19 protein-coding genes and 3 pseudogenes are annotated in these 25,259 nt (G+C 70.2%); 12 read left to right on the forward strand and 10 right to left on the reverse strand.

The window, feature by feature from the left end:
* Positions 1–264 precede the first annotated feature (264 nt).
* Entirely contained in the window at positions 265–1,467 is a 1,203-nt protein-coding gene (locus ACWGN5_RS10540; RefSeq protein ID WP_453513303.1) for a PucR family transcriptional regulator, read from the reverse strand.
* Positions 1,468–2,117: 650 nt separating this feature from the next.
* Here ACWGN5_RS10540 and ACWGN5_RS10545 point away from each other — a divergent pair.
* Positions 2,118–2,795 carry an esterase/lipase family protein gene (locus ACWGN5_RS10545; RefSeq protein ID WP_453513305.1) on the forward strand — a complete coding sequence of 226 codons (678 nt, stop codon included), beginning with the start codon at positions 2,118–2,120 and terminating at the stop codon, positions 2,793–2,795.
* 295 nt (positions 2,796–3,090) lie between these two features.
* On the opposite strand, the gene ACWGN5_RS10550 is transcribed toward ACWGN5_RS10545, so the two are convergent.
* The 5 genes from ACWGN5_RS10550 to ACWGN5_RS10570 are packed head-to-tail and all read right to left on the reverse strand — an operon-like array spanning position 3,091 to position 8,227.
* Positions 3,091–4,344, reverse strand: a complete 1,254-nt coding sequence (locus ACWGN5_RS10550) for an ABC transporter substrate-binding protein (RefSeq protein ID WP_453513377.1) — start codon at positions 4,342–4,344, stop codon at positions 3,091–3,093.
* A 5-nt stretch (positions 4,345–4,349) separates the two neighbouring features.
* Positions 4,350–5,477, reverse strand: a complete 1,128-nt coding sequence (locus ACWGN5_RS10555; protein WP_453513379.1) for a branched-chain amino acid ABC transporter permease — start codon at positions 5,475–5,477, stop codon at positions 4,350–4,352.
* Between the two features lie 34 nt (positions 5,478–5,511).
* Positions 5,512–6,399: a branched-chain amino acid ABC transporter permease gene (locus ACWGN5_RS10560; protein ID WP_453513307.1), complete on the reverse strand. Its 888-nt coding sequence runs from the start codon at positions 6,397–6,399 to the stop codon at positions 5,512–5,514.
* Entirely contained in the window at positions 6,396–7,382 is a 987-nt protein-coding gene (locus tag ACWGN5_RS10565; protein WP_453513382.1) for an ABC transporter ATP-binding protein, read from the reverse strand. The genes ACWGN5_RS10560 and ACWGN5_RS10565 overlap by 4 nt, the downstream gene beginning before the upstream one ends.
* Entirely contained in the window at positions 7,379–8,227 is an 849-nt protein-coding gene (locus ACWGN5_RS10570) for an ABC transporter ATP-binding protein (protein ID WP_453513310.1), read from the reverse strand. Before ACWGN5_RS10570 ends, ACWGN5_RS10565 begins: the two co-directional genes overlap by 4 nt.
* 465 nt (positions 8,228–8,692) lie before the next feature.
* On the opposite strand from ACWGN5_RS10570, the gene ACWGN5_RS10575 reads away from it, so the two are divergent.
* The 6 genes and pseudogenes from ACWGN5_RS10575 to ACWGN5_RS10600 all read left to right on the forward strand — a co-directional run bounded on the left by ACWGN5_RS10575 (position 8,693) and on the right by ACWGN5_RS10600 (position 15,555).
* Positions 8,693–9,070 carry a hypothetical protein gene (locus ACWGN5_RS10575; RefSeq protein WP_453513312.1) on the forward strand — a complete coding sequence of 126 codons (378 nt, stop codon included), beginning with the start codon at positions 8,693–8,695 and terminating at the stop codon, positions 9,068–9,070.
* Positions 9,067–10,680 (forward strand): sodium/solute symporter, encoded by a 1,614-nt coding sequence (locus ACWGN5_RS10580; RefSeq protein WP_453513314.1) that lies wholly within the window; start codon positions 9,067–9,069, stop codon positions 10,678–10,680. The genes ACWGN5_RS10575 and ACWGN5_RS10580 overlap by 4 nt, the downstream gene beginning before the upstream one ends.
* A 124-nt stretch (positions 10,681–10,804) precedes the next feature.
* Positions 10,805–12,337, forward strand: a complete 1,533-nt coding sequence (locus tag ACWGN5_RS10585; RefSeq protein ID WP_453513316.1) for an acyl-CoA synthetase — start codon at positions 10,805–10,807, stop codon at positions 12,335–12,337.
* Positions 12,338–12,341: 4 nt separating this feature from the next.
* A pseudogene (locus ACWGN5_RS10590) lies at positions 12,342–12,533 on the forward strand (MFS transporter); the annotation flags it as partial.
* A 1,043-nt stretch (positions 12,534–13,576) separates the two neighbouring features.
* Positions 13,577–14,419: a PP2C family protein-serine/threonine phosphatase gene (locus ACWGN5_RS10595; RefSeq protein ID WP_453513318.1), complete on the forward strand. Its 843-nt coding sequence runs from the start codon at positions 13,577–13,579 to the stop codon at positions 14,417–14,419.
* A 116-nt stretch (positions 14,420–14,535) separates the two neighbouring features.
* Positions 14,536–15,555: an MASE1 domain-containing protein gene (locus ACWGN5_RS10600; RefSeq protein ID WP_453513320.1), complete on the forward strand. Its 1,020-nt coding sequence runs from the start codon at positions 14,536–14,538 to the stop codon at positions 15,553–15,555.
* Between the two features lie 1,049 nt (positions 15,556–16,604).
* Here the strand turns inward: ACWGN5_RS10600 and ACWGN5_RS10605 are convergent.
* Positions 16,605–17,330: a peptidylprolyl isomerase gene (locus ACWGN5_RS10605; protein ID WP_453513322.1), complete on the reverse strand. Its 726-nt coding sequence runs from the start codon at positions 17,328–17,330 to the stop codon at positions 16,605–16,607.
* 557 nt (positions 17,331–17,887) lie between these two features.
* Here ACWGN5_RS10605 and ACWGN5_RS10610 point away from each other — a divergent pair.
* From ACWGN5_RS10610 to ACWGN5_RS10630, 5 genes are all read left to right on the forward strand, one after another.
* Positions 17,888–18,211: a glutamate-cysteine ligase family protein gene (locus ACWGN5_RS10610; RefSeq protein ID WP_453513324.1), complete on the forward strand. Its 324-nt coding sequence runs from the start codon at positions 17,888–17,890 to the stop codon at positions 18,209–18,211.
* A gap of 382 nt (positions 18,212–18,593) precedes the next feature.
* Positions 18,594–19,199 carry a dihydrofolate reductase family protein gene (locus ACWGN5_RS10615; protein ID WP_453513325.1) on the forward strand — a complete coding sequence of 202 codons (606 nt, stop codon included), beginning with the start codon at positions 18,594–18,596 and terminating at the stop codon, positions 19,197–19,199.
* A gap of 402 nt (positions 19,200–19,601) precedes the next feature.
* On the forward strand, positions 19,602–19,823 hold the full coding sequence (locus ACWGN5_RS10620; RefSeq protein ID WP_453513326.1) for a hypothetical protein: 222 nt from the start codon (positions 19,602–19,604) through the stop codon (positions 19,821–19,823).
* A gap of 59 nt (positions 19,824–19,882) precedes the next feature.
* Entirely contained in the window at positions 19,883–21,454 is a 1,572-nt protein-coding gene (locus tag ACWGN5_RS10625) for a class III lanthionine synthetase LanKC N-terminal domain-containing protein (RefSeq protein WP_453513329.1), read from the forward strand.
* A gap of 4 nt (positions 21,455–21,458) precedes the next feature.
* Positions 21,459–22,643 carry a lanthionine synthetase C family protein gene (locus ACWGN5_RS10630; protein ID WP_453513330.1) on the forward strand — a complete coding sequence of 395 codons (1,185 nt, stop codon included), beginning with the start codon at positions 21,459–21,461 and terminating at the stop codon, positions 22,641–22,643.
* A 365-nt stretch (positions 22,644–23,008) separates the two neighbouring features.
* On the opposite strand, the pseudogene ACWGN5_RS10635 reads toward ACWGN5_RS10630, so the two are convergent.
* The 3 genes and pseudogenes from ACWGN5_RS10635 to ACWGN5_RS10645 form a co-directional block, all read right to left on the reverse strand.
* Positions 23,009–23,185 (reverse strand): annotated as a pseudogene (locus ACWGN5_RS10635) (IS481 family transposase); the annotation flags it as partial.
* A gap of 92 nt (positions 23,186–23,277) precedes the next feature.
* Positions 23,278–23,460, reverse strand: a pseudogene (locus ACWGN5_RS10640) (hypothetical protein); the annotation flags it as partial.
* 288 nt (positions 23,461–23,748) lie between these two features.
* A complete protein-coding gene (locus ACWGN5_RS10645) occupies positions 23,749–24,981 on the reverse strand; it encodes a PP2C family protein-serine/threonine phosphatase (protein WP_453513332.1) in 1,233 nt (410 codons plus the stop codon).
* Between the last annotated feature and the right edge of the window lie 278 nt (positions 24,982–25,259).

Consider the following 25,259-nt stretch of genomic DNA (forward strand, 5'->3'; position numbering starts at 1 on the left):
CCCGGCGGGGGGGGCCGCCGGGGCGGGGGCTGGCGGGGGGGGGGGCCCCCTCGGTGGTGGTTTGGGGGGGGGCGCCCCCCCGACCGTCGGGCATGGAGAAGACCCGCCCGTCCGGCGCGTCGGCCGAGTCGTACGGGTACAGACGAAGCGGATTCGTCGGAGGAAGAGCAGGTGCCGCCTGTGGCAGGCCGCTGTCGGCCGGGCCCGGGTGCGGTGCGGGCCCCGCCCCGGCCGAGGGATCCCAGGGCGGCTCAGCGTGCCGGGTCAGCCCTCCCGCGCAGCCGCCTGCTGGATGCGGTAGGCGTCCAGCGCCAACGCCAGCTCGACGACGTCCCTGGGCCGGCTGAACTGCCTGCCCGTGAGCTGTTCGAGTCGGCGCAGGCGGTTCTGGATGGTGTTGCGGTGACAGAACAGCTGCTTCCCGACACGGACCACGGACCCACCGCAGTCCAGCCAGACGGCGAGGGTCTCCAGCAGCACCGACTTGTCCGGCTCGCCCAGCCCGCGGACCGGGCCGAGCACCTGCTCCACGAGCTCCGCGGCCAGATCCGGCCGTGACACCATGATGCCCTCGGGCATCCTCCGGTCGAAGCGCGCCGTCTCCCCCTCACCGGTGCAGGTGCCCAGGGCCAGATCGGCGAAGTGCCGGGCCCGCCCCAGCTCGCTCAGCCCCGTGACGACCGGGCTGATTCCACAGCGCGCGCCCCGCGGCAGGGGCAGCAGCGCGAACAGGTCGTCCAGGGACCGCTCCGCCAGCGAGGCAAGGACAACCCAGCCGTCCGGTGTCGGGCAGCGAAGAACCCGCATGCCGGTGGCCGCGTCATCGAGGACGGTCAGCTCCCGCCCGGACGGTACGCCGCCGCGGACGCGCGCCACCGCGTACCGGCCCTCCATCGGGAGATCCAGCAGTACGGCCGCTCCCGAGACCGCGAGCTGATCCGAACTGCCCCGCAGCAGGAAGTCGAGCAGGGGTTTGACGAGGCGGGACTCGTCCCCGGGCCGCCCCTCTGTGGTCTGACGGTGGGCCTCGGTGACGATCAGGGTGTCGCGATGGCAGTACCCCCAGACCATGGGGGCAGCATGCAGCAGCAGTTGTGCACTCTCCGGCACCTCGCGGCTCACGGCATCGACCAACTGCTCCCAGGCCGTGGTGTTCGCGATGCGGAACGCGTGCACCAGGCCCTCGACGGGGAAACCGTGCCCTGCGCGCACCCCGCCCAGATGCCAGGCGTACTCCCCTGAGTCGGTGAACCGCGCCGGCGACGCCATGGCACCGACCGCGATCTCCATGCCCGTATGCACCGCCTCGCGCAGCATGGGTGGCGCGAGCACCGGATCCGTGTAGTACATGCTCTGGGAGAGCAGCCGGCTCAGCGCCAGTTCGGCGAGCACGGAACTCCGGCGGTGCACCAGCCCGGCCGCATAGTGCAGCAGCTCGGTGCTCTCCGGCGTCGCAGATGTGGGCACGGGATAGTCCGGTGTCGTGAGATCGACCATGGAAGAGTCCGACGACCGCGGCTCGAGCGAGGTAGGCGCGTCGTGGAGACCGGGGACGGCAGGAGGACCAGAGTGCCCGGGCCGTCCTTCAGCCCCTGCAGCGGAACGGGGATATGACATCTGACTGTCTCCATGGAGCGTGAGCGGCCGTGCACCGTCCGGGTGCCGAAAGACCGGAACCGCGTACGCAGGGACCGTGTCCGTGCCAGACCCTCGACGCAGCGGTGAAAGGGAATTTCCCCCGCATTCTTCGCGTAGTGCCGGCAGAAACACCAGAGCCGGACCGGTAACCGATTGGCAACATGCCGATCCGCTTCAGCCCCAGACGGCGACCTGGTCCGGTTGCCAGTGGTCGACTGGACATCGCGACCCGCACCCGGGTGTGCGCCTCGACAGTCTTTCGGCCCTCGCAAGGCCGGAACGGTACAACGTCTGGACCCGCACCTCCAAGCACCCCACATTGAGCACTGCCACCGCGGCCCCGTGAAGCAGGTGCGATCGCACCCGTCCGGTCCGACGGCCCCTAGCGCCGCCATGACCTTTCGCCGTGGGAGAGCGCCCTATCGGGCGCGAGGCAACAGAACACCGCGAGAACCACACACCCCGACTGAGGAGCAGTCATGCGCCTTGCACGTACCCTCACCACCGTCGGCGCCTCGATGGCCGCCGCTTTCGCGCTCCTGGGCCCGACAGCGCCCCCCGCTCAGGCCGCAGACCGCGACCCGGTCCTGTTCGTCCACGGCCTCGACGAGAACGCGTCCTTCTACGACGACATGATCGGCGACTTCGTCGCGGCCGGATGGTCACCCGACCGGCTCCACGCCATCTCCTACAACTCCTGGCAGTCCAGCGCCATCACGGCCCAGGAGATCGCCGACGAGGTCAGCGCCCTGCGGGCCCGGACCGGTGCCGCCAAGGTCGACATCGTGGCCCACTCCCTCGGCGCCCTGAACACCCGCTGGTACCTGAAGTTCCTCGGCGGCACCTCCTACGTCGACGACTGGGTCGCCATCGCGGGCCCCAACTACGGCACCTACTGGGCCGGCGGGTGCCTGCACCACGCGTCCTGCCGGGAGGCTTACCCGGGCAGCACGTTCCTCGACCAGCTCAACTCCGGCGATGTCACCCCCGGCAACGTCACCTACAACACGATCTGGTCCAGCTGCGACGAGGTCATCACCCCCAACAGCCATGCGCAGCTCGCCGGAGCCGACAACTGGCACGCCGGCTGCGTCGGACACGTGACCCTGCTCTTCCAGGACGCCGTGGCCGTGCGCGCACAGCAGGTCGTCGCCTGAGCGACGACGCCCGGCATCGCGGCGTGTCGCCACCTGCCTGAGAGACACACCTGAACTTCCCGGCCCGAGAGCCGTATCGCGACGGATACGTCGCGATACGGCTTCTCGCGCGTGCGCCGGTCCTCCGGCCCATCGCGTCGCGACCATCACCGAGCAGGCCACACCTCTGGCAAGGCGCGGCTTACCCTTCCCGTAAGCGCGAAGGCCGCCGACGCGCCTCCCCGCATTCCCGGAGAAGGCGCCTCGACGGCCGTGATGGGTCGTTCCGTTCGCTGCAGGGCCGGGCCGGCCCGTGTCAGCCGAGGGTGGCGAGATACTCGTCGACGCTCGGCGCCTTGACGGCCTCCTCGACATTCACCAGCCCGCCCGGGACTCCCTTCTTGGGCTGGAGAATGTAGCTCTCGGTGCCACTGGGCCGCGCCGGGTCACTGAAGTCGAGCTTCTCGCCCACCCCGAGATCGAACCCCTTCAACTTGCGGTGGGCGCCCACGATGCCCGCCCTGCTGAGATCGCCGGCCGCGCATGCCTGCTTCAGATCCTCGACCGCAACAGCCATGGCATTGCGGCCGGCCTGCACCCCCTGGTCCACGGACTGCCCCGGGTACTTGACCTGGTAGTCGGTGACCAGCTTCTTCAGCACGGGATTCTCACTGCCCACCGCCGGCGCCGGGGAAGCGACCTTGAGCATCTTCAGCAACGCCGGGGCGACCGGGCTGTCGAGCAGCTGCGGCACATAGCCCGGACCACTGGAGAGGAACGGCACCTTCATGCCCTGCGCCGCGGCGACGCCGACCACCGAGGCGGTCTGCTTCGGGCCGACACTCGACAGCACGGCCTTGACACCCGCCTTGCGCAGGGAGGTCACCTGCGCCGTCATGTCCTGATCCGTCGGCTTCACCTTCTGGGCCACCAGGGTCAGACCGTGCTTCGACGCGGAGAACTCCGCGCCCTCCAGGGCGTTCTCGCCGTACTCACCCTCGGTGTAGATGTGACCGACCTTGTCTCCGGGCTTGAGTCCGGCGCTCTGCACGAGATGGTCGAGACCGTTGACCATGTCGACGTCGTAGGTCGTGCCGACGGTTTGCAGACTGCGATGGCCCAGCAGGGTGGAGGAGTAGCCCACGGCGATGGTCATGAGGTTGTCACCGTCCACCCGGTCCATGAGGGCCGCGATGACCGACGACCCGACGAGTCCGGGCATCCCGGCGACCTGGGGCTGGATCTCGGTGTACTGGGCGACCGCCTTCTGCACGTCGTACCCGTGGTCGCGGACGACGAGCCTGAGCTTGCGGTCACAGACACCGCCCTCCGCGTTCACCTGGTCCACGTACAGCTGCTGGGCCTGAAGAATGGTCTTGCCGAGCGGGGCGAAAGGACCTGAGGTGTCGGTCAGAATGCCGAGGCTGATCGTGTCGGCGGTGACGCCCGGGCCGGTCTTCACACCGCCGGAGCCGGCGCTGTCCGGGGCGGCGCCGCCACCCTTGGTGCTGCATCCGGCCAGCGAAGTGGCCAGAAGTGCTACGGCTGTCGCGGCCACGAGGCTTCTCATCGAATTCACGGGGTCTGCTCCTTGTCATGGTCAGCAACTGTGCTGCGTCGGCGGACGAGATTCCGCCAGCGCCGTCCGCCGCGGGAGCCGGCCAGCGCGGCCAGCCCTCCCGGAGCGAAGATCAGGACGAACACGATGGCGGTGCCGTAGAGGTAGCGGGCCGCGTCGGACGGGGCGAGTCCCGGCTCGACGGACCCGGGGCCGACGACCAGCGGAAGGGTGTCCGCGTACCGGGTGAGCAATTGCGGCAGGAGCGTGACGAACACCGCCCCCACGACGGCTCCCCCCACCGATCCGAGGCCACCGATGACGATCATGGCGAGGTAGTCGATGGAGAGCATGAGGCTGAAGTAGTCGGGCACCACCCGGCTCACCACCAGTGCGACGAGTGCGCCCGCCGCCCCTGCGTACATCGAGGAGACCGCGAACGCCGCGGCCCGGTAACGGGACCCGGCCACACCCATCACGGCGGCGGCGGTGGGGCTGTCACGCAGGGCACCGAGTGCCCGCCCGGGGCGGCTGCGCAGCAGATTGCGGGCCGTCAGCCAGGCCACGGCCACAAGGACCAGGCCGAAGTACCAGAGCCGCTCCAGGGCCCCGAAGGGGACACCCAGTACCGTCAGTCCGTCCGCGGCACCGTCGGTGAAGGCGAAGCCGAGGATGGACATCGGCTCCACCGAGCGCCCGTTGAAGCCGCCCGTGACGGAGGTCGCGTTCTGCAGCAGGTGCTGCCCGAGGAAGACGAGAGCCAGGGTCGCCACGCCGAGGTAGATCCCGCGGACCCGGCCGGAAACCGGGCTGAGGATGCCACCAGCCAGGCCGGCGAGCAGCACCGCCAGCACGAACGCCGCCAGGGGCGGCAGTCCGAGGCCGGACACCTCCACCGCGCCCGAACGGCCGGAGTCGCCGGCGGCCCAGGTGTAGCCGTAGGCACCCACCGAGAGGAAGAAGGCGTGGCCCATGGAGAGCTGGCCGGCCACGCCGGTCAGCAGGTTGATGCCGAGCGCGCCGACGACCGCCGCCATGGCGAACAGCCCGGCCTGAAGCCAGAAGCCGTCCACATAGAGCGGGAGTGCCAGCAGGACGAGGCCGCCGGTGGCGGCGGCGATGCCCCGGCTTGACGGGTACAGCACCCGGGTGCGCTGCCACGGTCGGGCCGTTGAGATGTCAGACACGGGTGAGCTCCTTGGAACCGAACAGGCCGTGGGGGCGGATCAGCAGCACCAGTACGAGCACGGCGTACGGTGCGACGCCGGACAGACCCTCACCGAGGAAACTCAGCTCGCTCTGATAGCCGCTCGCGAATGCCTCGGTGAGGCCGATGAGGAGGCTGCCGGCCAGGGCTCCCCCGACGGAGTCCATGCCGCCGAGGATCGCGGCGGGGAACGCCTTCAGCGCCACGTGGCCCGTGGCCCGGTCCAGTCCCGGGGTGGGGAAGGCGACGAGGAAGAGAGCGGCCACCACGGCGAGCGCTCCGGCCAGGCACCACGCCGATATCTGGAGGCGGCCCGGGCGGATGCCCATGAGCGCCGCGGCTTCCCGGTCCGCGGTGGATGCCCGCATCGACAGCCCCCAGGAGGTGTACCGGAAGGCCAGCAGAAAGGCGCCGATCAGCACGACGGCGACCGCGAGTGAGGCGATTCGGGCGTCCGGCACGGTGACCCCCAGGACCTTGGTCACCTCTGCTCCCCATGGGTCGCCGAGGTCCAGGACGTCGGAGCCGATCCGACGACTCAGCTCGGTCGAGAGCAGGACGTCCACACCGATGGTGAGAATGGCCAGGGTGGCCGGTGCGGAGGTTCGGGTGCCGCGCAGCAGGAGAGCCTGGAGGACGGCCACGCCCGCCGTGCACGCGAGCGCGACCGCCATCGCGCCGGCGAATCCGAGCGGCGTGTGCAGGCGCGCGACGAGATAGCCACCGAACAGAAGCAGCGAACCGTGGGCGAAGTTCATCGCCCCCGATGCGCGGAAGATCACGACGAAGCCCAGGGTGACCAGGGCGTACACCGATCCGAGGGCCAGCCCGTTGAACACGGTTTCGGCCAGCGTGGTCATTTCGATTCCTCCTGGTTCGCGGCGCTGCCGTCCGTGGCGCCAGCGCTTCGCCGGCCTGTGCTGGGGGCTTCCGTCTCGTCCGGTGGGCCGGTGTTCTCGTCGACGCCTGCGCTCTCGTCGCCCTCGCGCGCGCCTGCGTCCGGGATGGCGGACGCGTCGTCGCCGTCGTCGTCACCCGCGCCCAGATAGGCGCGGATCACCGCGGGGTCGCGCTGCACCTCCGCCGGGGTACCGCCGCCGATGCGGCGGCCGAAGTCGAGCACGGTGACCTCGTCCGCGAGGCGCATCACGATGCCCATGTCGTGCTCGACGATCACTATCGAGAGCTCCAGGGCCTGACGGATCTCGTGGATGGTCTCCGCCATCGCGACCCGTTCGGCGGTGTTCATACCGGCTACGGGTTCGTCCAGCAGGAGCACTCTCGGTTCCATGCACAGGGCGCGGGCCAGCTCGACCCGCTTTCGGTCGCCGTAGGGCAACGACGCGACAGGAGTCTGGAAGACACCGCCGAGTCCGGTGAACTCCGCTATCTCCCGGGCGCGTTCGGTGTGGAGGCGCTGCTCGCGCGTGGCCCAGGGGAGCCGGAGGGCTGAGGCGGCGAAGCCGGCGCGCGTGAGCGTATGGCGGCCCAGCATCAGGTTCTCGGCGACGGTGCCGCGGGTGAGCACGATGTTCTGAAAGGTCCGGGCAACGCCCCGAGCGGCGATCCGGTGTGCCGGGAGTCCGGTCACCTCCTCGCCGCCGAGCCGGACGCTGCCGTCAGCCGCCCGGTAGACACCGGAGAGCACGTTGAAGCAGGTGGACTTGCCGGCCCCGTTGGGGCCGATGAGCGCATGGATGCTGCCCGGGGCGACGGTGAAGCCGACACCGTCCAGTGCGGTCAGCCCGGCGAACCGGACGGTCAGCCCTTCGACGGTCAGCTCCGGTACGGGACTGCTGTCGAAGGTTCGCGCCGCGGCCCGGGTGCGGCGGGCCGGCCTCATGCGGACCACCGCGCCAACGTGGAGCGGGCCGGCGCCATCGGCGTACCGTCCGACGGGGCGGTCGCGCCGTTGTCGGACGACCCGCTCGTCGCTTCGCCAAGGTACAGCCTGCGCACCGCGTCGGTGGCGGCCAGCTCCTCCGAGGAGCCTTCCAGCCGCACCTCGCCGACGTCCAGTACGTAGGCGCGGTCCGAGAGTTCGAGGGCCAGAGCAGCGTTCTGCTCCACCAGAAGCACTCCGACACCCTGCCTGTGGATCTCGGACACCACCTGTCCGATCCGCTTCACCATGCGCGGTGCCAGCCCGAGGGAGGGCTCGTCCAGCAGCAGCAGCTTCGGATCGGCCATGAGGGCTCGGCCCATGGCTAGCATCTGCTGCTCGCCTCCCGACAACAGTCCCGCAGCCTGCCGACGGCGGTCGGCGAGCACCGGAAACAACTCGTGCACCCGGTCGCGTGCGGCTCGGCTCGCGGCGGCACCCGCCCCGCGGGCACCGAGCCGCCCTGCCCTGAGGTTGTCCTCGACGCTCAGACCGGAGAACACCCGACGTCCTTCGGGAACCTGGACGATTCCGGCGGCGACGAGTCGCGAGGCGTCGCGCCTTGTCATGTCCTGGCCCGCGAACGAGACGGTGCCCGCGTCGACGGAGCCACCGTGCAGGTGCAGGGTGCCGGAAATCGCACGCAGCAGTGTGGACTTGCCGGCCCCGTTGGCCCCGAGGACCGTCGCCACCCCGCCCGCGGGGACACGCAACGAGACCCCGCGCAAGGCGTGGATCGAACGGCCATAGGTCACCCGCAGACCGCTGACCTCAAGACCGTCGGGAGACAGGGGTGGTGACGTCATAGAGCTTGCTCCTCGTGGATCGCGCAGACCTCCTGCTCACGGCGTCGGCCGGACATCGCGGGTGAGAGAACCCGTCGTCAGGAGGAGCTCCAAGGGACCAGAGCGCGAGCCGTACGACGAGAGGTGACGGCCCTTCCTGGCGGATTGCATAGCCGGGCCGACTACGGACTGTGCACCGTGCCGCTCGTCGGGGGGCGAGGGCCGGGCATCGCGCTCCGGCGGCCCGCCCCTGCGAGGGCCGGTCTCCTCGCGGCGGCCGCCCGGCTACCGCGGACAGGAGCGGGCGTCGACCCCCGAGCACGGTGCACCGTGCACAGACGAGTGCCCATCCGACTGTGCGTCCCGCCTGGAACGAGCCATTCCCTCGACACCCGTGCGTCAGGTGCTGTTGTGTTCCGGGCACCGGCCCGGCATCTGACAGGGCACGGACCTCCGTTCGCCCTCTCTCACACAGCGGACTCATCCTTGAGCACTTTCGAACCCTCGGACCGGGGCTCGTTGCCGTACGACTCGGCAGGCGCCGGCGCCACTCCGCACGCCGGCTGGCTGACGGCACCGGCCCGCACCGCACGCCGACGACTCGCCCTCCCCAACGCGGCGGGACTGGCGACCGTCGTGATCCTCAGTCTCGCGTTCGGCGACGATCTGGCCGTGCGCCTCGTGGGCCCGCTCAATCTCGGCATGCTGCTACTCGCAGCGCCACTCGTGCTCCTGCTCTGCACTGCTTTCCGTTTCGAGCGCGACAGCGCTGCGGAGTGCGACAGCGCTGCCGAGTGCGAGCCCACGGCCGACGGCCTGCGCCGACCAGCCATCGGGCACCAGCACCAGGAGCACCACCGGTGAACACGCTGTCGGTGAACGGAGCCTCCGGCGGGGGCATGATCACCCCTCTGACGTCGTTCCTCGTCGTCGTGGCAGTCGTGCTCATGCTCTGCCTGTACGCGGAGAGCAGCCGCGACGAGGTCCGCGACTTCTTCACGGCTGGCCGCTCGTTCTCCACCCGGACCAGCACACTCGCTCTGGCCGGTGAGTACGCCTCGGCCATCGGTGTCCTCGGCATCACGGGACTTGTCGCGCTCACCGGCTTCGACGGCATGTCGGTCGCGTTGGATCTGGTCCTGTCCCTCCTCGTGCTCCTGCTGATCGCCCAACCAGTGCGCGAACTGGGCCGGTTCACGATCGGCGGCATCTTCGATTCACGCACCCCCGGGCGGGCGGCCAGGATCGCCGGTTCGGTGGCGACCCTCGTCGTGTGCCTGCCGTATCTGGTGGCGCAGCTCATCAGTATCGGCGTCGTCACCGCCCATCTGGCCGGCCTGAGCGGGGAGGGCGCCGCGCAGATCTGTCTGGTCCTCGTCGGAACTCTGATGGTGCTGTTCGTCTTCATCGGCGGAATGCGCGGCACCAGCCTGATCCAGATGCTCAAGGCCGTGCTGGTGTTCGTCGTCCTCCTGACCGTCTGTCTGGTCGTGCTGAGGACTTTCCACTGGGATGTCAACGCCTTGATCGACACCGCGGCGCAGAACAGCGGTCGTCCGGAGACCTACTACGCACAGGGCGGCATCCACGGCTCCGGCATCACGGGACAGCTGAACTACATCGGGCTGCACCTCACCCTGGTACTCGGCACGGCCGTCGTACCGCACGTCGTGGCCCGCCTCAGCACATCCCGCAGCGGCGCGGTAGCCCGCCGCGCCGTGGTCTGGACCGTCGGCGCCACCGCACTGCTCGCCGCAGCCATCGTCGTGCTCGGGCTCGGTGCGGCAGCGACCGTCGGCGCCCCGGCCATCGCCGACGCCGATCCCCGGGGCAGCACCGCCCTGCTCATGCTGGCCGGCGCTCTTGCCGGCGGGCCCGGCACCTCCGTCGGGAGCATCGTGTTCACCGCCGTCGCGTGCGCGGTGTTCGTCACCACCCTCGCCGTGGTCTCCGGTCTGACGCTCAGCGCGTCGGCAGCCCTCGGTCACGACCTGTACGCCCACGTGGTCCGCCAGGGCACGCTGTCCGAGAGGCAGACGCTGCGTGCCGTGCGCTGGTCGGTGGTGCTGGTGGGCGGCTGCGGCATACTGCTGGCACTCGCGCTGTTCCACTGGCACATCCAGTTCCTCGCGGCCTTCGGCATCTCGGTCGCCGCCTCGGCGATCCTGCCGGCGCTGGTGTACAGCCTGTTCTGGGGGCGCTTCACCCGGACCGGACTGCTCTGGAGCGTGTACGGCGGTCTGCTCGGCTGCGTGGTCCTCACGCTCTTCGGCCCCACTGTCTCGGGCAGTCCGGGTGCGCTGTTCCCCGCCCACGACTTCCATGGGTATCCCCTGGAATATCCGGGCCTGATCACCGTCCCCCTCGGCTTCGCACTGGGCTGGGCGGGCAGCGTTCTCGGCCGTGGGCGGGTCACGCGTTCGAGCAGCGGCCGACTCGACCACCGTGTCCGGACCGGTGCCGAGCACGACTGACCACAGCCCCGAGGCCCGTACTTCGCAGTGGCGGTGACCCGAGCCTTCCGCCGCAGTCGGACAACGCCATCAGCCACGCCCGGCCCACCTGAACCGCCAACACCCCCTGGAGTCCACCATGTACATGACCCAGTCACTGCATCACGCCGTCCAGCAGGCCCCCGAGCGGACGATGACCGTCTGCGGAGAGCGGGTCCGCTCCGCGCGGGAGGTTGCCGACCGGGTGGCGCGGCTCGCGGGCGGCCTGCGCCGGCTCGGCCTGGCGGAGGGCGATCGCGTCACCCTCCTGGCCCTCAACTCCGACCGCTACCACGAGACGTTCTTCGCCGTCTGGTGGGCGGGAGCCGCGGTCAATCCGGTCAACATCCGGTGGAGCGTGGCAGAGATCGCTTACGCACTCGACGACGCCGGAGCACGCCTGCTGGTCGTGGACGACGCCTTCCTGCCGCTCGTATCCGATCTGCGCAGGCGCTGTCCGCAGCTGCGCACCGTGGTGTACTGCGGCGACGGCTCCGCCCCCGAGGGCCTCGTGGACTACGAGGAACTGGTCGCCGGCGCCTCCCCCGTCGAGGACCTGCGTCGCGGCGGCGACAGCCTGGCCGCACTTCTCTACACCGGCGGCACCACGGGTCTCCCCAAGGGGGTCGCGATCAGCCACCGCGGGCTGATGGCCTCCACCTTCGGCGCCCAGCTCGCCGGCCAGGCGGCCAAGCCGGGCGGCGTGAACCTCGTCATCGCTCCTCTGTTCCACATCGCCGCCATCGCGAACTGGAACGGCCAGAACATCATGGGCGGCACGCACATCATCTGTCCGGCCTTCAGCCCTGAAGCATTCTTCGCAGCCGTGGAACAGCACCGGGTGACCAGTACCGGCCTCGTCCCGGTCATGATCCAGATGCTGTGCGACCACGCTTCCGCCGGCACCCGGGACCTCACGAGCATCGAGTCGCTCGCCTACGGCGGCTCCGCGATCAGCGAGGCGCTGCTGCGGCGCGCGATGGAGGTCTTCCCCAGGGCCGCGTTCACACAGGGGTACGGCATGACCGAGACCGGGGTGCTCACCATCCTCGGGGGCGACGAACACGTCCGTGGCGGAGACCTGCTGCGCGCGGCGGGTCGGCCGATCCCGCACACCGACGTGCGGATCGTCGACTCCGACGGCCAGGAGGTACCGACGGGATCCGTCGGCGAGATCACCACCCGCGGTGAGCATGTGATGCTCGGCTACTGGAACCGGGCCGAGGAGACCGCGGCGGTGTTGCGAAACGGTTGGATGCACACGGGGGACGCGGGCTTCCTCGACTCCGACGGCTACGTCCATGTGGTCGACCGGATCAAGGACATGATCGTGACAGGTGGCGAGAACGTCTACTCCGCCGAGGTCGAGAACGCCATCTCAGCCCATCCCTCTGTTGCGGCCTGCGCCGTCATCGGCATCCCTGACGACCTGTGGGGCGAGCGCGTTCACGCCGTCGTCGCCCTCAAGCCCGGTACGTCCGCCACGGAGGAGGAGATCCGCGCCCACGCCAGGAACCTGATCGCCGGCTACAAGACCCCACGCACGGTCGAGTTCGTCGACGCCCTGCCCGTCTCGGCCGCAGGAAAGATCCTCAAGCGCGACCTCCGCAGTGCGCTGACGAACGCCGAGGCTCAATGAGTGGGCCACCGCCGGCAGACTCGTCCAGGACACGGCCAACCCCTGGGCGACGCTCTACCTCTCCAGCTCCCCGCACGTATCGGTATCCGTGGCCGCCTGCCGATTACATCGCCCTGGTCGGGGCTCAGTTCATCGGCCCCGCATCGGCGACCGGCTCGCCGACCAGTTCGGGCAGCGTACGGTGGCCCGCACCGGACGGGCTCGTCGCCGACGGTCACGATCGGTGAGCCAGCTCGCCGCCGCCACGGGCCATCGGTCAGGAGGCCCACTCCGTGCCGACCAAGATCCGGGCCATACCCGGACCAGCCGCCTGCAGCTTGGCAGAATCGTGGCCGTTTCCGCTGGTCAACGGCCACGCGAGGCGTGTACCACCAGCACACGAAGAATCTGCTGGTCAGCTACTCGCCGAAGAAGCTTGGGTTCTTCTGAGCCTCTTCGCGGGAGGCGCGTCAGGTGAGGCTGCACGAGGTGGCCGAGATCGCAGGCACGGGGCGGCACTGAAATGGACGGCACGTGATGCCCTCCCGCACCGCGCCGGCTGTCCCGGCGGCGGAACAGGTCCGAACCCGCGCTGCCGCGGAAGCCCTCAATCGGCCAAGTCCGTTCCGGCTTGCCAACTTCAGGGTGGGACGGGGGCGCGGTGCGGGTCGGTACCTCAGACAAGCATCGCCCCCCCTCACCGGCTCATCCTCCTCACCCGCACGCCAGTCCGCTTCTCCGTCGTCGCTGCCAGGACGGCTGCTGTCGTCCCGGCGATGCCGAGAAGGAGAGGCAGGCGCGTACTCGGTGCGGGCGGCGAGAGTGGAGGCGAAGAACAGTGCGTTCAGGATGCCGGTGAACGCGAACGCGGACACAGACAGCGCGAAGCTGTGACTCATCGCGACCGTTCCGAGGCCGACGCCTACGCACAGGGCCAGGCGGCGCATGAGGCGGTCGGGGTCGCCGGTGAGCGGGGAAACCATGACCGTCACCGGGCCGACGAGGTTGCCCAGGCCGTAGGCAGCGGTCGGAACGGCCGCCGCCTGCGACCAGTACCAGTCGACTCCGAACCGCTGCTCGATTACGGCGGTGTGGGGTGGCCCCGCTCGGATCCGCCGCGGTTCGCCAATGAGATGCGGACGCTGTCCCGTCCGGGCAGAGTGGGAAGGACCTGTTCGTACCGAGGTGGTCCCCTGTGGTCCCGCGTGCTGGAGACCGGGACGAAGTGATGCGAGGATTGTCGTGACGTCGGAGTGATCGATGTTCCGCAGACGGCCGGCCGACACCAGCGAGGACCTTCTGGTCCGGCTCGGGTCGCTGACCGCCAGGGCGCGGGAGTTGGCCAAGACGCAGCGTTCCCGTGTCGAGCTCGCCGTGGCCCTGCAGCGCGGCATGCTGCCCTCGGACCTGCCCAGTTTTCCGGGCGCCCGGCTGGCCGTCCGCTATGAGCCCGCCAACCACGGACTCAACGTCGGCGGTGACTGGTACGACGCTTTCTCCCTGCCCGGCGGGCAGATCGGCATGTCCATCGGTGACGTGCAGGGACACAACATCGAGGCCGCCGCCTTCATGGGACAGGTCCGCGTGGCACTGCGCGCGCTGGCCTCCGTCACCGGAGACCCGGGAGAGCTGCTCGGTCGCACCAACGACCTGCTCATCTCTCTGGGCGCCGACCTCTTCGCCACCTGCACCTTCCTGCGGCTCGACCCCGCTGCCGGCACCCTGGAGTGCGCCCGGGCCGGTCACATCCCCTACATCTGGGCCACCACCGACGGCCGCTCCGGCATCGACGACAGCGAGGGCGGGCCTCCGCTCGGTGTGCTCCGCGGCGTCGACTACCCGGCCACGCGCCACCGGCTCACCGCCGACGGTGTCTTCGTCCTCCTGACCGACGGGGTGGTCGAGGGGCCCTCGCTCCACGTCGACGAGGGTCTGGACCGGGTGACGAGGCTCGCCGGGATCACCGCCGTCGCCGGGCTGGACGTCGACGCGCTCGCCACCGCCGTCATGAAGCTGGCGGCCACGGTGGGGCACGAGGACGACGCGGCCGTCCTGGTCGTCGGCCATGACGGCGGTCCGGCCCGGCCGGCAGCCAGGGAGTGAGGGGAGGGAGCTCTCCTCGGACCGGGTCGGTCCTCGGACCGGCCCGGGCCCGTGCCGCACGGCGGCGCCCGACACGCAGGGGCCATGCCCGGTCGTGGCGGCCCGGCCGGTGTCTGATGGCTGACGTGTTGGATACTCGGCAGTTCCAGCCCTCTACGGAGGCGGCTCTGATGTCGCTGGCCGTGGCGGTTTGCTACTACGCGGCCGGACGACTCGGCCTGATGGGCCGCCTCGTCGTCGAAGGCGTGGTGGCCACCCCCATCTGGCCGCCCACCGGCGTCGCCGTCGCCGCCCTGCTGCTGCTCGGCGCGCGGGTCTGGCCTGGGATCGCCCTCGGCTCCTTCCTCGTCATCGCCTCCCTCACCACTCCGGGACCCACCACAGTGGTCACCGTGGTCAGCAACACCGTCGCGCCGCTCTGCGCCTTCCTGCTGCTGAGACGGGCCGGCTTCCGGCGCGACATGGCGCGGCTGCGGGACGGACTCTCCCTGGTCTTCCTCGGCGGGTTCGGCGCCATGCTGATCAGCGCGACCGCGGGGGTCGGACTGCAGGTGGCGAAGGGCTCCCTGGACAAGAGCGAGTTCTGGCCCGTCTGGCTGGCCTGGTGGGTGGGCGACACGATGGGGGTGCTGCTCGTCGCCCCACTCCTGCTCGTCCTCGCGGGGCCGGCCGGACGGTTCCGGGTACGGCGCTGGAAGGAGGCGGCCTTTCTGGGGCTGACGACCCTGGTCCTCATGCCCATGGCCGTGCTCAGCCCGATGAGCATGCTCTTCCTCGTCTTCCCCCTGTTGATCTGGGCAGCGCTCCGCTTCCAGCTCGCCGGAAGCATGCTGTGCGCGCTCTTCGCCTCCGTGCTCGCCACCTTCGAGGCGACCTCGGGGCGGGGCGCGTTCCTCCACCTGACGGACGTCGAGATCATGGTCAAGCTCCAGGCGTTCAACGGTTCCGCCGCCCTGACCGCCCTGCTTCTCGCCTCCGTCATCACCGAGCAGCGTGCGACCCGCCGGTCGGTGCGCCGCGCCTGCCAGGAACTGGCGGAGGTCCTGGAGCACCTCGCGGCGGGCGAGCCCTCGCCGGGTCCGACCGGCACCGCCGAGAGCCGGGAAGCCCCACCTGGCGGGCACCGGAATCCGTGATCCCCGCGCCGGAGCCGGCGCGGGGATCAGGAGCCGTACAACGACTGCAAGGCATGGGAACTGTCCGGCGCTCACCAGCTGGTGCGCGATGGCGTTGGAGATGCACGGTCCTGAGCCGGCAGCCTGTTCCGTGAGCGTCCGGCGGGACACGTCGAGCTGGGCCGTGGCCTGGAGCTGACCCGCGTCCCAGGCGGCAGCCGTCTGTTGTCGGCCGGCCTCCCAGGCGGCAGCGGCCTGCCGCTCCCCCGCCGCCCACGCGGCCGCTGCCTGCCTTTTGGCGGCAGCGAGGGCGAACACCCCCGTCAGCGATCCGCCGCCGATTGCGGCCCCCGCGGCGACGAGAGCCGTCAGCACGGCGTCGTTCACGTCGGACGCCCGGCGTCCCGCCCGGCCCGCACGTCCTGCATCTACCTGCTCACCCGCAAGGCCGACGGGTGTGCAGGTCCCTCATTCTGCCCAGCCGGACCCTGGGACGAGTGGTCCCCCGGGCGAGCGGGGGTGCAGGGATCACAACTCACGGTTCATCTTGGGCATCAGGGGGGGCGGGGCTCAGCGTCCATCGGCTTTCGGTGCGAACTGCTCCCGCATGGCGGTCGCTCTTCGGGGCCAGGGACGAGACCGACCAAGATCCGGGCCCGTGTACCACCAGCACACGAAGAACTCCTGCCCTCCTGGAGACGGTGCTGGACGAGACGGACGAGTGGCCGGGCCGTCCGGACGAGCCGCTGAACCTGGCGATGTCCGAGGACGCCGATCGTGATGTCAACTGGACGGGCTTCGACGACGCCCACCCGGACACCGAGGCCGCTCGCCGCGACCTCGGCGCCCGCCTGGTGGCCGCTCCGGCTCCGATGCGGGGGGACCGGACCTGTCCGCCGTCCACGGTGTTCGCGGCCTACAACCGATACGCGGGACAAAGGAAACGCAGGTGTGGCCCTTTGCGGACCACGGAGGAGCCAGGGGACTCACTGGGCCTTCGAGTGTCGCCGCAGGCCGACCCCGCACGCCGCCAGGCATGTTCGTCGTGGACGCGGCGACATCGCGGTACGTCAGTGCCGGCAGGACAGCCGGACGTGGAGCAGCTCGGTCCGCAGTGCGGGTGTGCCGTCGACCGGTGCCGGGTTCTCCGCGGTCGGCTCTATGCCTCCTGCGGCGACCTTGTCGAGTGTCGCCAGACCGGCGGGGCCGACCGTGCCGAACACCGTGTAGTTCGGTCGCAGTGCGGAGTCGCCGTAGACGACGAAGAACTGTGAGCCGTTCGTGTTCGGGCCGGCGTTGGCCATCGCCAGCAGGCCGCGTCCGTAGAGCCGTCGCGTGCCCGTGGGGTCGGTGGCTGCGGGCGGCAGGTCCACCGGCAGTTCGTCCTTGTACTTGTACCCGGGCCCGCCCTCACCGGTGCCGGTCGGGTCGCCGCACTGCAGGACCTTCAGCGTCGGGTACGCCGTCAGGCGGTGGCACACCGTACGGTCGTAGAAACCGTGCCGTGTCAGGTGCAGGAAACTCTGGACCGTGCACGGCGCCTTGGCCCGGTCCAAGCGCAGCGGTAGCGGGCCCTGACTGGTCGGAACAGCCAGGTCGACCGCGCCACGATCAGGGGTGCGCCGTGGGTCGGGCGGCAGCGGGACACGGCGCGCCGGCGGCTCGTCCGGGGTCTGGCTGTACTGGCAAGGACCGTGCGTGGTGCGCGGCGGAGCGCTGTCGGAAGCGGTGGCGACACTTCCCCCGGACACCACTAACGCCGCGGCCGCGAATGCACTGATCAGTGCTCGTCTCATCTTGCACGCCCTCCCGATGATCTCCAGGTCTTGGAGCGGTCGCAGTCTAGGGCGTGGTGTGGCCTGCGGGAGTGGGATTTCCGGCCGATCAGCGTGACCAGAGCCCCATCATTCAGGCGACACGTCCTTGGCCTTGCCTGGGACCGCTGGGGTCCGTACCGAACCGACGGCAATGCAGGAACACGCCGCGAGCCATGCCCAGCTGTGGGTCATCCCGTTCGCCGGGGGCCGGCTGAACCTGCCAGGAGCCGGTCACGAACGCACAACAGCGCGGGAGGCATCTCCTTGATCTTCCATGCAGCCTTACCGGCCTCCCCAGCCGTGGGGAAGGTGAGGAGGGTGAACCCGACGCGGGTGCTGTCAGAGTTGCCACGCCCCTCCATGCCCTGGTGCCCAGCGGCCTGGATCCCGGGGCAGGGCGACGAGATCTGCTTCTCGCAGTACGTGGCCGCGGCTCCGCCCTGGATCACGAAGGGCTCGCCCCCGACCATGGCGTCGCCGACACTTCTGTCGGACGGAGCGCGGCTGGAGGCCCGTGGCGTGCACCCGGACCGGGGATGGCTCTGGGCCTTGCGGGGGTGGCTCCCCTCGCACGACTCGGATCCGTACCGACGACCGATGACCCCCGGTACCACGCCATGAGCGAGACATACCGGTCATTCTCCGACGAGCAGCTGATCTGCGGCGCCCAGATGCAGGTGGACGTCCCCGACCGGGACAGCGCCGTACGGGCGCTCTGCGTGATCAACCCCGGGCTTCCGCCTCTTCCGGCGCTGTCCGCGAGCTCTCCGTACCGGCTCGGAGCCGACACGGGTCACGCGAGCCGGCGCAGCATGATCTGGCAGCGCCGGCCCACCTGCGGACCGCGGTCGACGAACTGATCGCCACCGGCGTCATCGGCGACTGTGGAACGCTCTCCTACGACGCCCGCCCCTCCGCCCACCTGCGCACGCTCGAACTGCGCATCTGCGACGCGTGCCCCCGCGTCGAGGCCGTGGTGCTGATCGAGGCGCTGTTCCGGGCCGGCGGGCGACGGGGCGCGGGATCCACGAGGAACGTCCAGGTCACAGTGACGGCGCACGACGCCGCGAGGGCGTACCCACGAGTTGCAGGGTCTCGGATGTCGTGCCCGAATGTCACGGTCGATGTCGCACGGATACCGGATCCGATGTCGCGGTGCGACCCCGTTGTGCTGTGCCGGGGAAGTGGCGCGATGAGTTTCCGGCGGTTGTGCGGTCTACCCGTAGACGAAGGGAGCACACCATGCGCAAGATCATCGTCTGCACGTTCCTGACGCTCGACGGCGTCATGCAGGCACCGGGCGGTCCGGACGAGGACCCGGAGAGCGGCTTCCAGCACGGCGGCTGGCAGAAGCCGGTGGACGACGACGAGGTCGGCGCGGCGATCGCCGATTGGTACGAGCGCTCCGACGCGATGTTGCTCGGGCGCAAGACGTACGAGATCTTCGCGTCGTACTGGCCGACGGCCGATCCTGAAAACCCGTTCACCGAGCGGATGAACAGCATGCACAAGTACGTGGCGTCCCGGACCCTGACGTCCGTCCAGTGGCAGAACTCCGCACTCCTGGAGGGCGACACCGTCGATGCCGTACGGGCGCTGAAGGCGTCCGACGGCGGCAACATCAACGTTGTCGGCAGCGGCGACCTCGCCCAGACCCTCATGCGGCACGGCCTGGTCGACGAGTACAGGCTGACCATCCACCCGGTGATCATCGGCACAGGCAAGCGGCTGTTCGCCGATGGCGCGATCCCCACGGCGCTGGAGCCGGTCAGCGTCTCGACGACGAAGGGCGGCACCGTGGTCGGTGTCTACCGGCCGACCGGCCAACCGAGCTACGACAGCTACTGACGGTGGTTGCTGCGGTTTCTCCGCCGACGACCACTGGCGGACACACGCACTGCAGCAGAGACTGCGGAAGAGGGCGCCGCGTCGTCTCTCCGTGCACGTGATCACCCGACGTGCCGAAAGGGGCTGGGTTCTTCCGGACCCCCAAGCCGAGCTCCCTGGCGCGGCTCAGCGTCCCTCGTCCTTGGTGCGAACGGCTCCCGTGGGGTCTCCCTCGAGTGGCGAAGAGCCCGGACCGATAACCCGTTCGGCCCAGGTCCGCTGGGGGGCCGCACAGCGGAGTCCTCGCAGGTCGGGCCCGGTGCAGAAGCCGTCAGGAAAGGACGGTGGAGACCTTGCGGGCTGGCAGCGCACGATGGCCGGCCGTTTCCTGGCAGCACGTCCGTCAGGAGACAGGAGGAACTCATGGCCAAGCAGGGCAAGGCGAGGTCCGCCTCGCTGAACGAGGTCAAGGCGAGCCTTGAACGGGCCTCCGCCGACGTCGACCGTGTGTTGAGGCTGCAGGGGATGCAGCCAGAAGGGGGTGCTGCCACCCCCGCCGTCGCCGGTTTCCACAGCACGCAGTCGATCGGCTGCAGCACGTACAGCGTGGCATGCAGCCCTGGCGGCGGAACGGTGCAGATGTGACCGCGGAAGGATCGCAAGCCGGCCGGGGCCCCTCGCGGGGCCCCGGCGGATGAGTACCCGTGGACCGCCAGGCGGCCCTGGCTGCCCACCACCTCTTCGGCCTCGCCGACCCCCGGCATTACGAGCCGCTGTCCCGCAGGGCCATCACCCCCGAGTACCGCGACGTGCTCCGCCGGCTGCTGCCGGACGCCTGGGTTCTGGAGCGTGGGGACGTCTGGCTGCACGCGCGGAGGGCGCCGGGATCCACGGGGCGGTCGGCTCCGCCGCCCACCCAGGGCTTCAAGATCCATGTCTCCTCCGCCCCCGAGCACGCCGTCCGCCTGTTCGAACTCGTGGTCCCTGTGTGCGTGTCGTACCGCGTCGAATTCAAGGCCGCCGCCGACCCGGTGATGCTGGCCGTACTCAACTCGAAGACACAGCAACGCGGTTTCTCCGGCAAGTTCATGACGCTGTACCCGCCCGACGAGCACGTCTTCGCCGAGCTGATCGAGACCCTGTACCAGTGCACGGCCGACGAAGCCGTCGAGGGGCCGTACATCCTCTCCGACCGGCGCTACCGGGACAGCAGGGTGCTCTTCTATCGTTACGGGGGCTTCCGGCCACCACGGCGACTCAACATCGACGGCACGCAGAGCACGTTTCTGGTGGCGCCTGACGGCTCGTACGTGGCCGACGAACGGCTGCCCCTCTTCCGGCTGCCGCCCTGGGTCCGCGACCCCTTCGCCGAGGAGCCGGCTGAGCGACCGGCGTCCGAGGCAGCGGGGTCCGGCACGGAGTCCGACGTCGACTCCGACGGCACACTCCTCCACGATCGCTATCTCGTCGAGGGCGCCCTCGCCTTCTCCAACGTCGGTGGCGTCTATCACGGCACCGACCGGCTCACCGGGGATCCGGTCGTCGTGAAGGAGGCCCGGCGGCTCACCAACTGCTGGACGAGCGGAGACCGCACGGTCGACGCGGTCGACATGCTGCGCCACGAGTACGAGGTACTGCGCCGACTGGAGGGCTTGGATTCCGTCCCCCGGGCGGTGGACCTGTTCCGGGAATGGGAGCACACGTTCCTGGTGGAGGAACGGCTGGAGGGTGTCGCGTTCCACGACTTCTGGGCGCGCGACGAGGTCATCCTCGCCCCGTACATCCGACGGGAGGGAAGAGTGGACCGGTTCGTGCCCCTGTTCCAGGAGGTCGCCGGCCGCCTGATCCCCATGATCGAAGAGGTGCACGCCCGCGGTGTGGTCCTCGGCGACCTCTCGCCGAACAACGTCCTGATCGACGCCGACACGCTTCGGATGCGGTTCATCGACTTCGAGAGCGCTGTCCACGAGGACGACGAGGCGGTGATGCTGTCCTACGGGACCCGCTGGGGCACGCCCGGCTTCCTTCACCCGGACCGCTCCTCGCGCAGCCGGCTCCTCCCCTGCGACGACTGGTACGCCGCGGCCATGCTGCTCTACAGCACCGTCGTGCCCGCCACCGCGTTCTTCGGCCTCAACCCCGGGGCGAAGGACCTCTTCCTCGACGAGCTCGTCGCCCTCGGCGTCCCCACGCAGGTGAGGTCCGTCGTGTCGTGCCTGGCCGCCGCCCGGGTCGACGAGGCGAAGAGAGTCCTGGCCGACTGGAAGGACGGATGACGCCATGACGCCTCTGGTGACGGAAAGGCGTGGGTCCGGGGACGGTGTCCCGGCCCGTCCTGACGCGGAGGTCCGGCGCACCGTCGACGGGATCGCCGACCTGCTGCTCCGTACCTTCGACGAGCGGCGCAGCGATCGCCTCTGGCCCGCCGACTACATGGTCTTCGCGACCAACCCCCTGAGCGTGGCCTACGGCGCCTGCGGGCCCGCGCTGCTGCTCGGTTCGAGAATGCTCGGCCGGGCGGCGCCGGCGGCCGGGCTGCCGCCCGAGGTGGCCGCCTGGATGCTGGGGCGGCCGCTGGACAACGACACCTATCCGCCAGGGTTGTACGTCGGCTTGGCCGGCATCGCATGGGCCTTCCACGACCTGGGCTGGGAGGAGCGGGGCGAGGCCGTGATGACCCTGCTGCGCTCCTCTTCCCTGCTGTACGACGATCCGAGTGTGTTCCTCGGCGTCGCCGGATGGGGGCTCGCCTCGCTGCGCTTCCACGCGCGGACCGGGCAGCAGCTCCATCTCGACCGTGCCGTGCAGGCGGGCGAGCACCTCCTCGGAACGGCCGAGCACGAGGGCGACACCTGCTCGTGGCGGTCCTCTCTCGACGGTCTCGTCCATTACGGGTACGGCTACGGGGCGAGCGGCATCGCCCTCTTCCTCCTCCACCTGTACCTGGCGACGGGCGACGAGCGCTTCCGTTCGTACGCCGTACGGGGTCTGGAGTTCGACCTGGGCCGTGCGAGCGAGAGCGGCCTCGGCCTGCAGTGGCAGCGGGTCGAGGGCGACCCCGTGGTGTACCCGTACTGGATCCACGGAGGCGCGGGGGTCGGCAGTGTGCTGGTCCGGTTCCACCGGCTGCTCGGCGACGAGCGGTACGGCGAGCTCGCCCGGCGGGTGGCTGACGACACCTTCGTCACGTATTCCTACGCGCCCGGTCTGTTCGAAGGCCTCGCGGGGATCGGCGAGTTCATGCTGGACATGTATCGCTGCACCGGCGATGAGGAGTATCGGGACAGGGCCTGTGCCATCGCCAGGACCGTCCTGTGGTTCCGGGTCGAGGAGGAGGGCGGGATCGCGTTCCCTGGCCGTTGGCTGAACCGAATCGCCCACGACTACGCGACCGGCTCGGCGGGCATCGGCATGTTCCTGTCCCGGCTGGTCGCCCCCGGCGAACGTGCCTTCGTGGATCTGTGAGGGCTCGGCGGCTGCCCGAAGGCCCCGCCGAATCCCCGCGACCGCGGCACGCCTCGGTGAGCAGGATGGGAGACTCCTCCCTGACCCGACCGCTGTCGGGCCGCGTGCCCCGGCCGGCCAGAACCCGCGGTGGGCTCGGTCCTGAACCACGGGTCGAGGTGTCCCACGACTTCGCGGTCGATGTTGTGGGCTTGTCCGACGAGACTGGCAGGCAGCCGTCCGTTTACACGGCGATGCGCTGAGCCACCACGGCCCACTCGTCCGAGCCGGCATCGCCGCGGCGACCGCGCCGGGGGCTGTGATGCGGAACTCGGCCCGATCAGTCTCGCCGTAGGTCATCAGGTCGCGGCCAGCCAGGGATCCCAGTGATCGTCGACGGCCGAGTGGATGTAGCTGTAGCCGATCACCGGCATGCGGCTCTTGCGCTCGGTCGTGGTGGCCTGACGACTGCGGTCGCCGACGGTCCTGCCGACGGCTCGCCGGCCGCCGCCGGCGGGGATGTTGCCGAGCTTCTTGATGTCGACGTGGACCAGCTCGCCGGGCAGACCCGAGCCTCGAGGGCGACGGGAAACCGGTGCGGGAGTGGGTGAGGCCGGCTGGAACGATCGTGCGGGCCCGCGTCGCCCTCGGCCCGCCGGCGGCGGACCCGTTTATGAGCCGGGGGACGGGATATGCCCATCTCCGCGGCCACGTGCGCGACCGGTCGGCCGGACAGGACACGTTCGACCAGCAACCGCCTGCCGTGAATGGTCAGCCGGGCATGACGGTGGGACGCGAAGACCTCCGTGTGCGGTGAGGCTAGACACCTCCACCACACCGGAGGTCTTCGCCATGATCAAGACCAGGCAGCGTTGACAACGCTCGTGATCAGTACACCTAGTCACGGGGCCGCCGCTTGAGTTCAGCAAGCTGGGCGGTGAGGGTGCGCACGAGACCGCTGGGCGAGTCGTCGGGCGGCTGCCTGGCCGGTCGTGGCGGGCGGTTTCGCTGCTGGGACCTCGGCTGCTCGACGCGCCGGCGGATCTCGGTGCGCCGGTTGAGGAAGTCGAGCGAGACATCAGCGGTCTGGGCGAGGCCCCGGAAGGTGATGGGCTGTCCGCGGCGTTCAGACGCCCGTGCCTTCCGAATGCGGTGGGGCGCGGAGGGCGAGGATCGCCATGTCGTCGTGGCCGTCGCTGGGGTGGTGGTCGGCGAGAGCGTCGACGAAGTCCTGCAGGGGCAGGCCGATGTAGGCGATGGCGAGTTCGGCGAGTCGGTCCAGGTCGTCGTCGACAGTGCGTGCTCGGTGCTCGGTGGGTCCGTCGGTGTAGAAGACCACGGTGGCTCCTGGCGGCAAGGCATGGGTGTGGTCGGGGCGATGCAGTTCCATGCTCACGGCCAGCGGCAGGCCGGGCTCGGCGTGGAGGTACCGCGCCTTCCCGTCCGGGGTGATCAGGAGTGGGGGAAGGTGGCCGGCAGTGCTCCAGTGCAGCATCCAGCCGTTCTGCGCGGGTTGCAGCATCCAGCCGTTCTGCGCGGGTTCGATGCGCGCGAGACAGGCGGTGGTGACGGGCAGGTCGGTGATGGCGTGCAGGGTGCGGTCGAGCTGGTGGAGGATGGCGCTGGGCGGCCTGAGCCGGTCGTAGAGCAGGGCACGGAGCATGCTGCGGACCTGTGCCATGGCGGCGGCCGCGTGCAGGTCGTGGCCGACGACGTCGCCGATGACCACAGCGCAGGCGTTGTCGGGCAGCCAGATGGCGTCGTACCAGTCGCCGCCGAGATGGCCGGGGGCGGTGGCGGGGCGGTAGGCGGCGGCGCCGGTGAAGGGATGCAGGTCGGGCAGGGTGGGCAGCAGCAGGCGTTGAAAGTGCTCGGCGCTGCCACGGACCTGCTCGAGCAGGCGGATGTTCTCGATCGCGATGCCGGCGGCGCCGGCCAGGGTGACGATGACGTCCTCGTCCTCGTGGTCGAAGGGTCGCCCGTCACCGCGCTCGGACAGGTACAGGTCGCCGTAGATCGTGCCCCGCACGCTGATGGCGACCCCCAGCAGCGTGCGCATCGGCGGGTGGCCGGGCGGGAAGCCGACGGATGCGGGGTGCGAGGCGATGTCGTCGACCCGCAGCGGCTGTGGGTTGCGGATCAGGTGCCCGAGAACCCCGCGCCCGTGCGGCAAGTCGGTCCTGGCCAGGTCGGCGCGCTCGGAATCGGACAGGCCGACGGTGATGAACTGCTCCAGCTCCTGACCGGACTCGTCCAGGACGCCCAGCGCCCCGTAGCGGGCACCAGTCAGGTCCATGGCGGTGGCGACGACGCGGTGCAGCACCGCCGGCAGATCGTCCTCCCTGCTCAAGGCCAGCACCGCGTCCAACAGGCCCTGCAGCCGGTCCTTGGCCGTGGCCAGTTGCCGCAGCTTTTCCCGATCTCGTCCAGCTGAGCATCCAGCCGCAGCCCGGCTGTGCATCAGGAATCCGCGGTTGCCCCGACCTGTCTTCGCCTCCCGCCGTCACGGGCGTCCGCCTGCACGGTCTCCGGCTGCGGCGACACTCGACTGGACCAGGAGCCTCCTCGTCTCGTGCTACCCGAAGAAGCTCGGGTTCTGCGAGAGGACAGAGAGTGCTCTTGACCTGGTCATTCGCC

This window comes from Streptomyces sp. NPDC055815 (genome assembly GCF_053616475.1).

Bases quoted from the DNA above. Each gene is read 5' to 3' on its own strand.
- ACWGN5_RS10605 (WP_453513322.1), bottom strand. From the start codon at position 17,330: ATGAGACGAGCACTGATCAGTGCATTCGCGGCCGCGGCGTTAGTGGTG.
- ACWGN5_RS10615 (WP_453513325.1), top strand. From the start codon at position 18,594: ATGCGCAAGATCATCGTCTGCACGTTCCTGACGCTCGACGGCGTCATG.
- ACWGN5_RS10585 (WP_453513316.1), top strand. From the start codon at position 10,805: ATGACCCAGTCACTGCATCACGCCGTCCAGCAGGCCCCCGAGCGGACG.
- ACWGN5_RS10560 (WP_453513307.1), bottom strand. From the start codon at position 6,399: ATGACCACGCTGGCCGAAACCGTGTTCAACGGGCTGGCCCTCGGATCG.
- ACWGN5_RS10595 (WP_453513318.1), top strand. From the start codon at position 13,577: ATGTTCCGCAGACGGCCGGCCGACACCAGCGAGGACCTTCTGGTCCGG.
- ACWGN5_RS10630 (WP_453513330.1), top strand. From the start codon at position 21,459: ATGACGCCTCTGGTGACGGAAAGGCGTGGGTCCGGGGACGGTGTCCCG.
- ACWGN5_RS10570 (WP_453513310.1), bottom strand. From the start codon at position 8,227: ATGACGTCACCACCCCTGTCTCCCGACGGTCTTGAGGTCAGCGGTCTG.
- ACWGN5_RS10565 (WP_453513382.1), bottom strand. From the start codon at position 7,382: ATGAGGCCGGCCCGCCGCACCCGGGCCGCGGCGCGAACCTTCGACAGC.
- ACWGN5_RS10550 (WP_453513377.1), bottom strand. From the start codon at position 4,344: ATGAGAAGCCTCGTGGCCGCGACAGCCGTAGCACTTCTGGCCACTTCG.
- ACWGN5_RS10545 (WP_453513305.1), top strand. From the start codon at position 2,118: ATGCGCCTTGCACGTACCCTCACCACCGTCGGCGCCTCGATGGCCGCC.
- ACWGN5_RS10600 (WP_453513320.1), top strand. From the start codon at position 14,536: ATGGCTGACGTGTTGGATACTCGGCAGTTCCAGCCCTCTACGGAGGCG.
- ACWGN5_RS10620 (WP_453513326.1), top strand. From the start codon at position 19,602: ATGGCCAAGCAGGGCAAGGCGAGGTCCGCCTCGCTGAACGAGGTCAAG.
- ACWGN5_RS10610 (WP_453513324.1), top strand. From the start codon at position 17,888: ATGGCTCTGGGCCTTGCGGGGGTGGCTCCCCTCGCACGACTCGGATCC.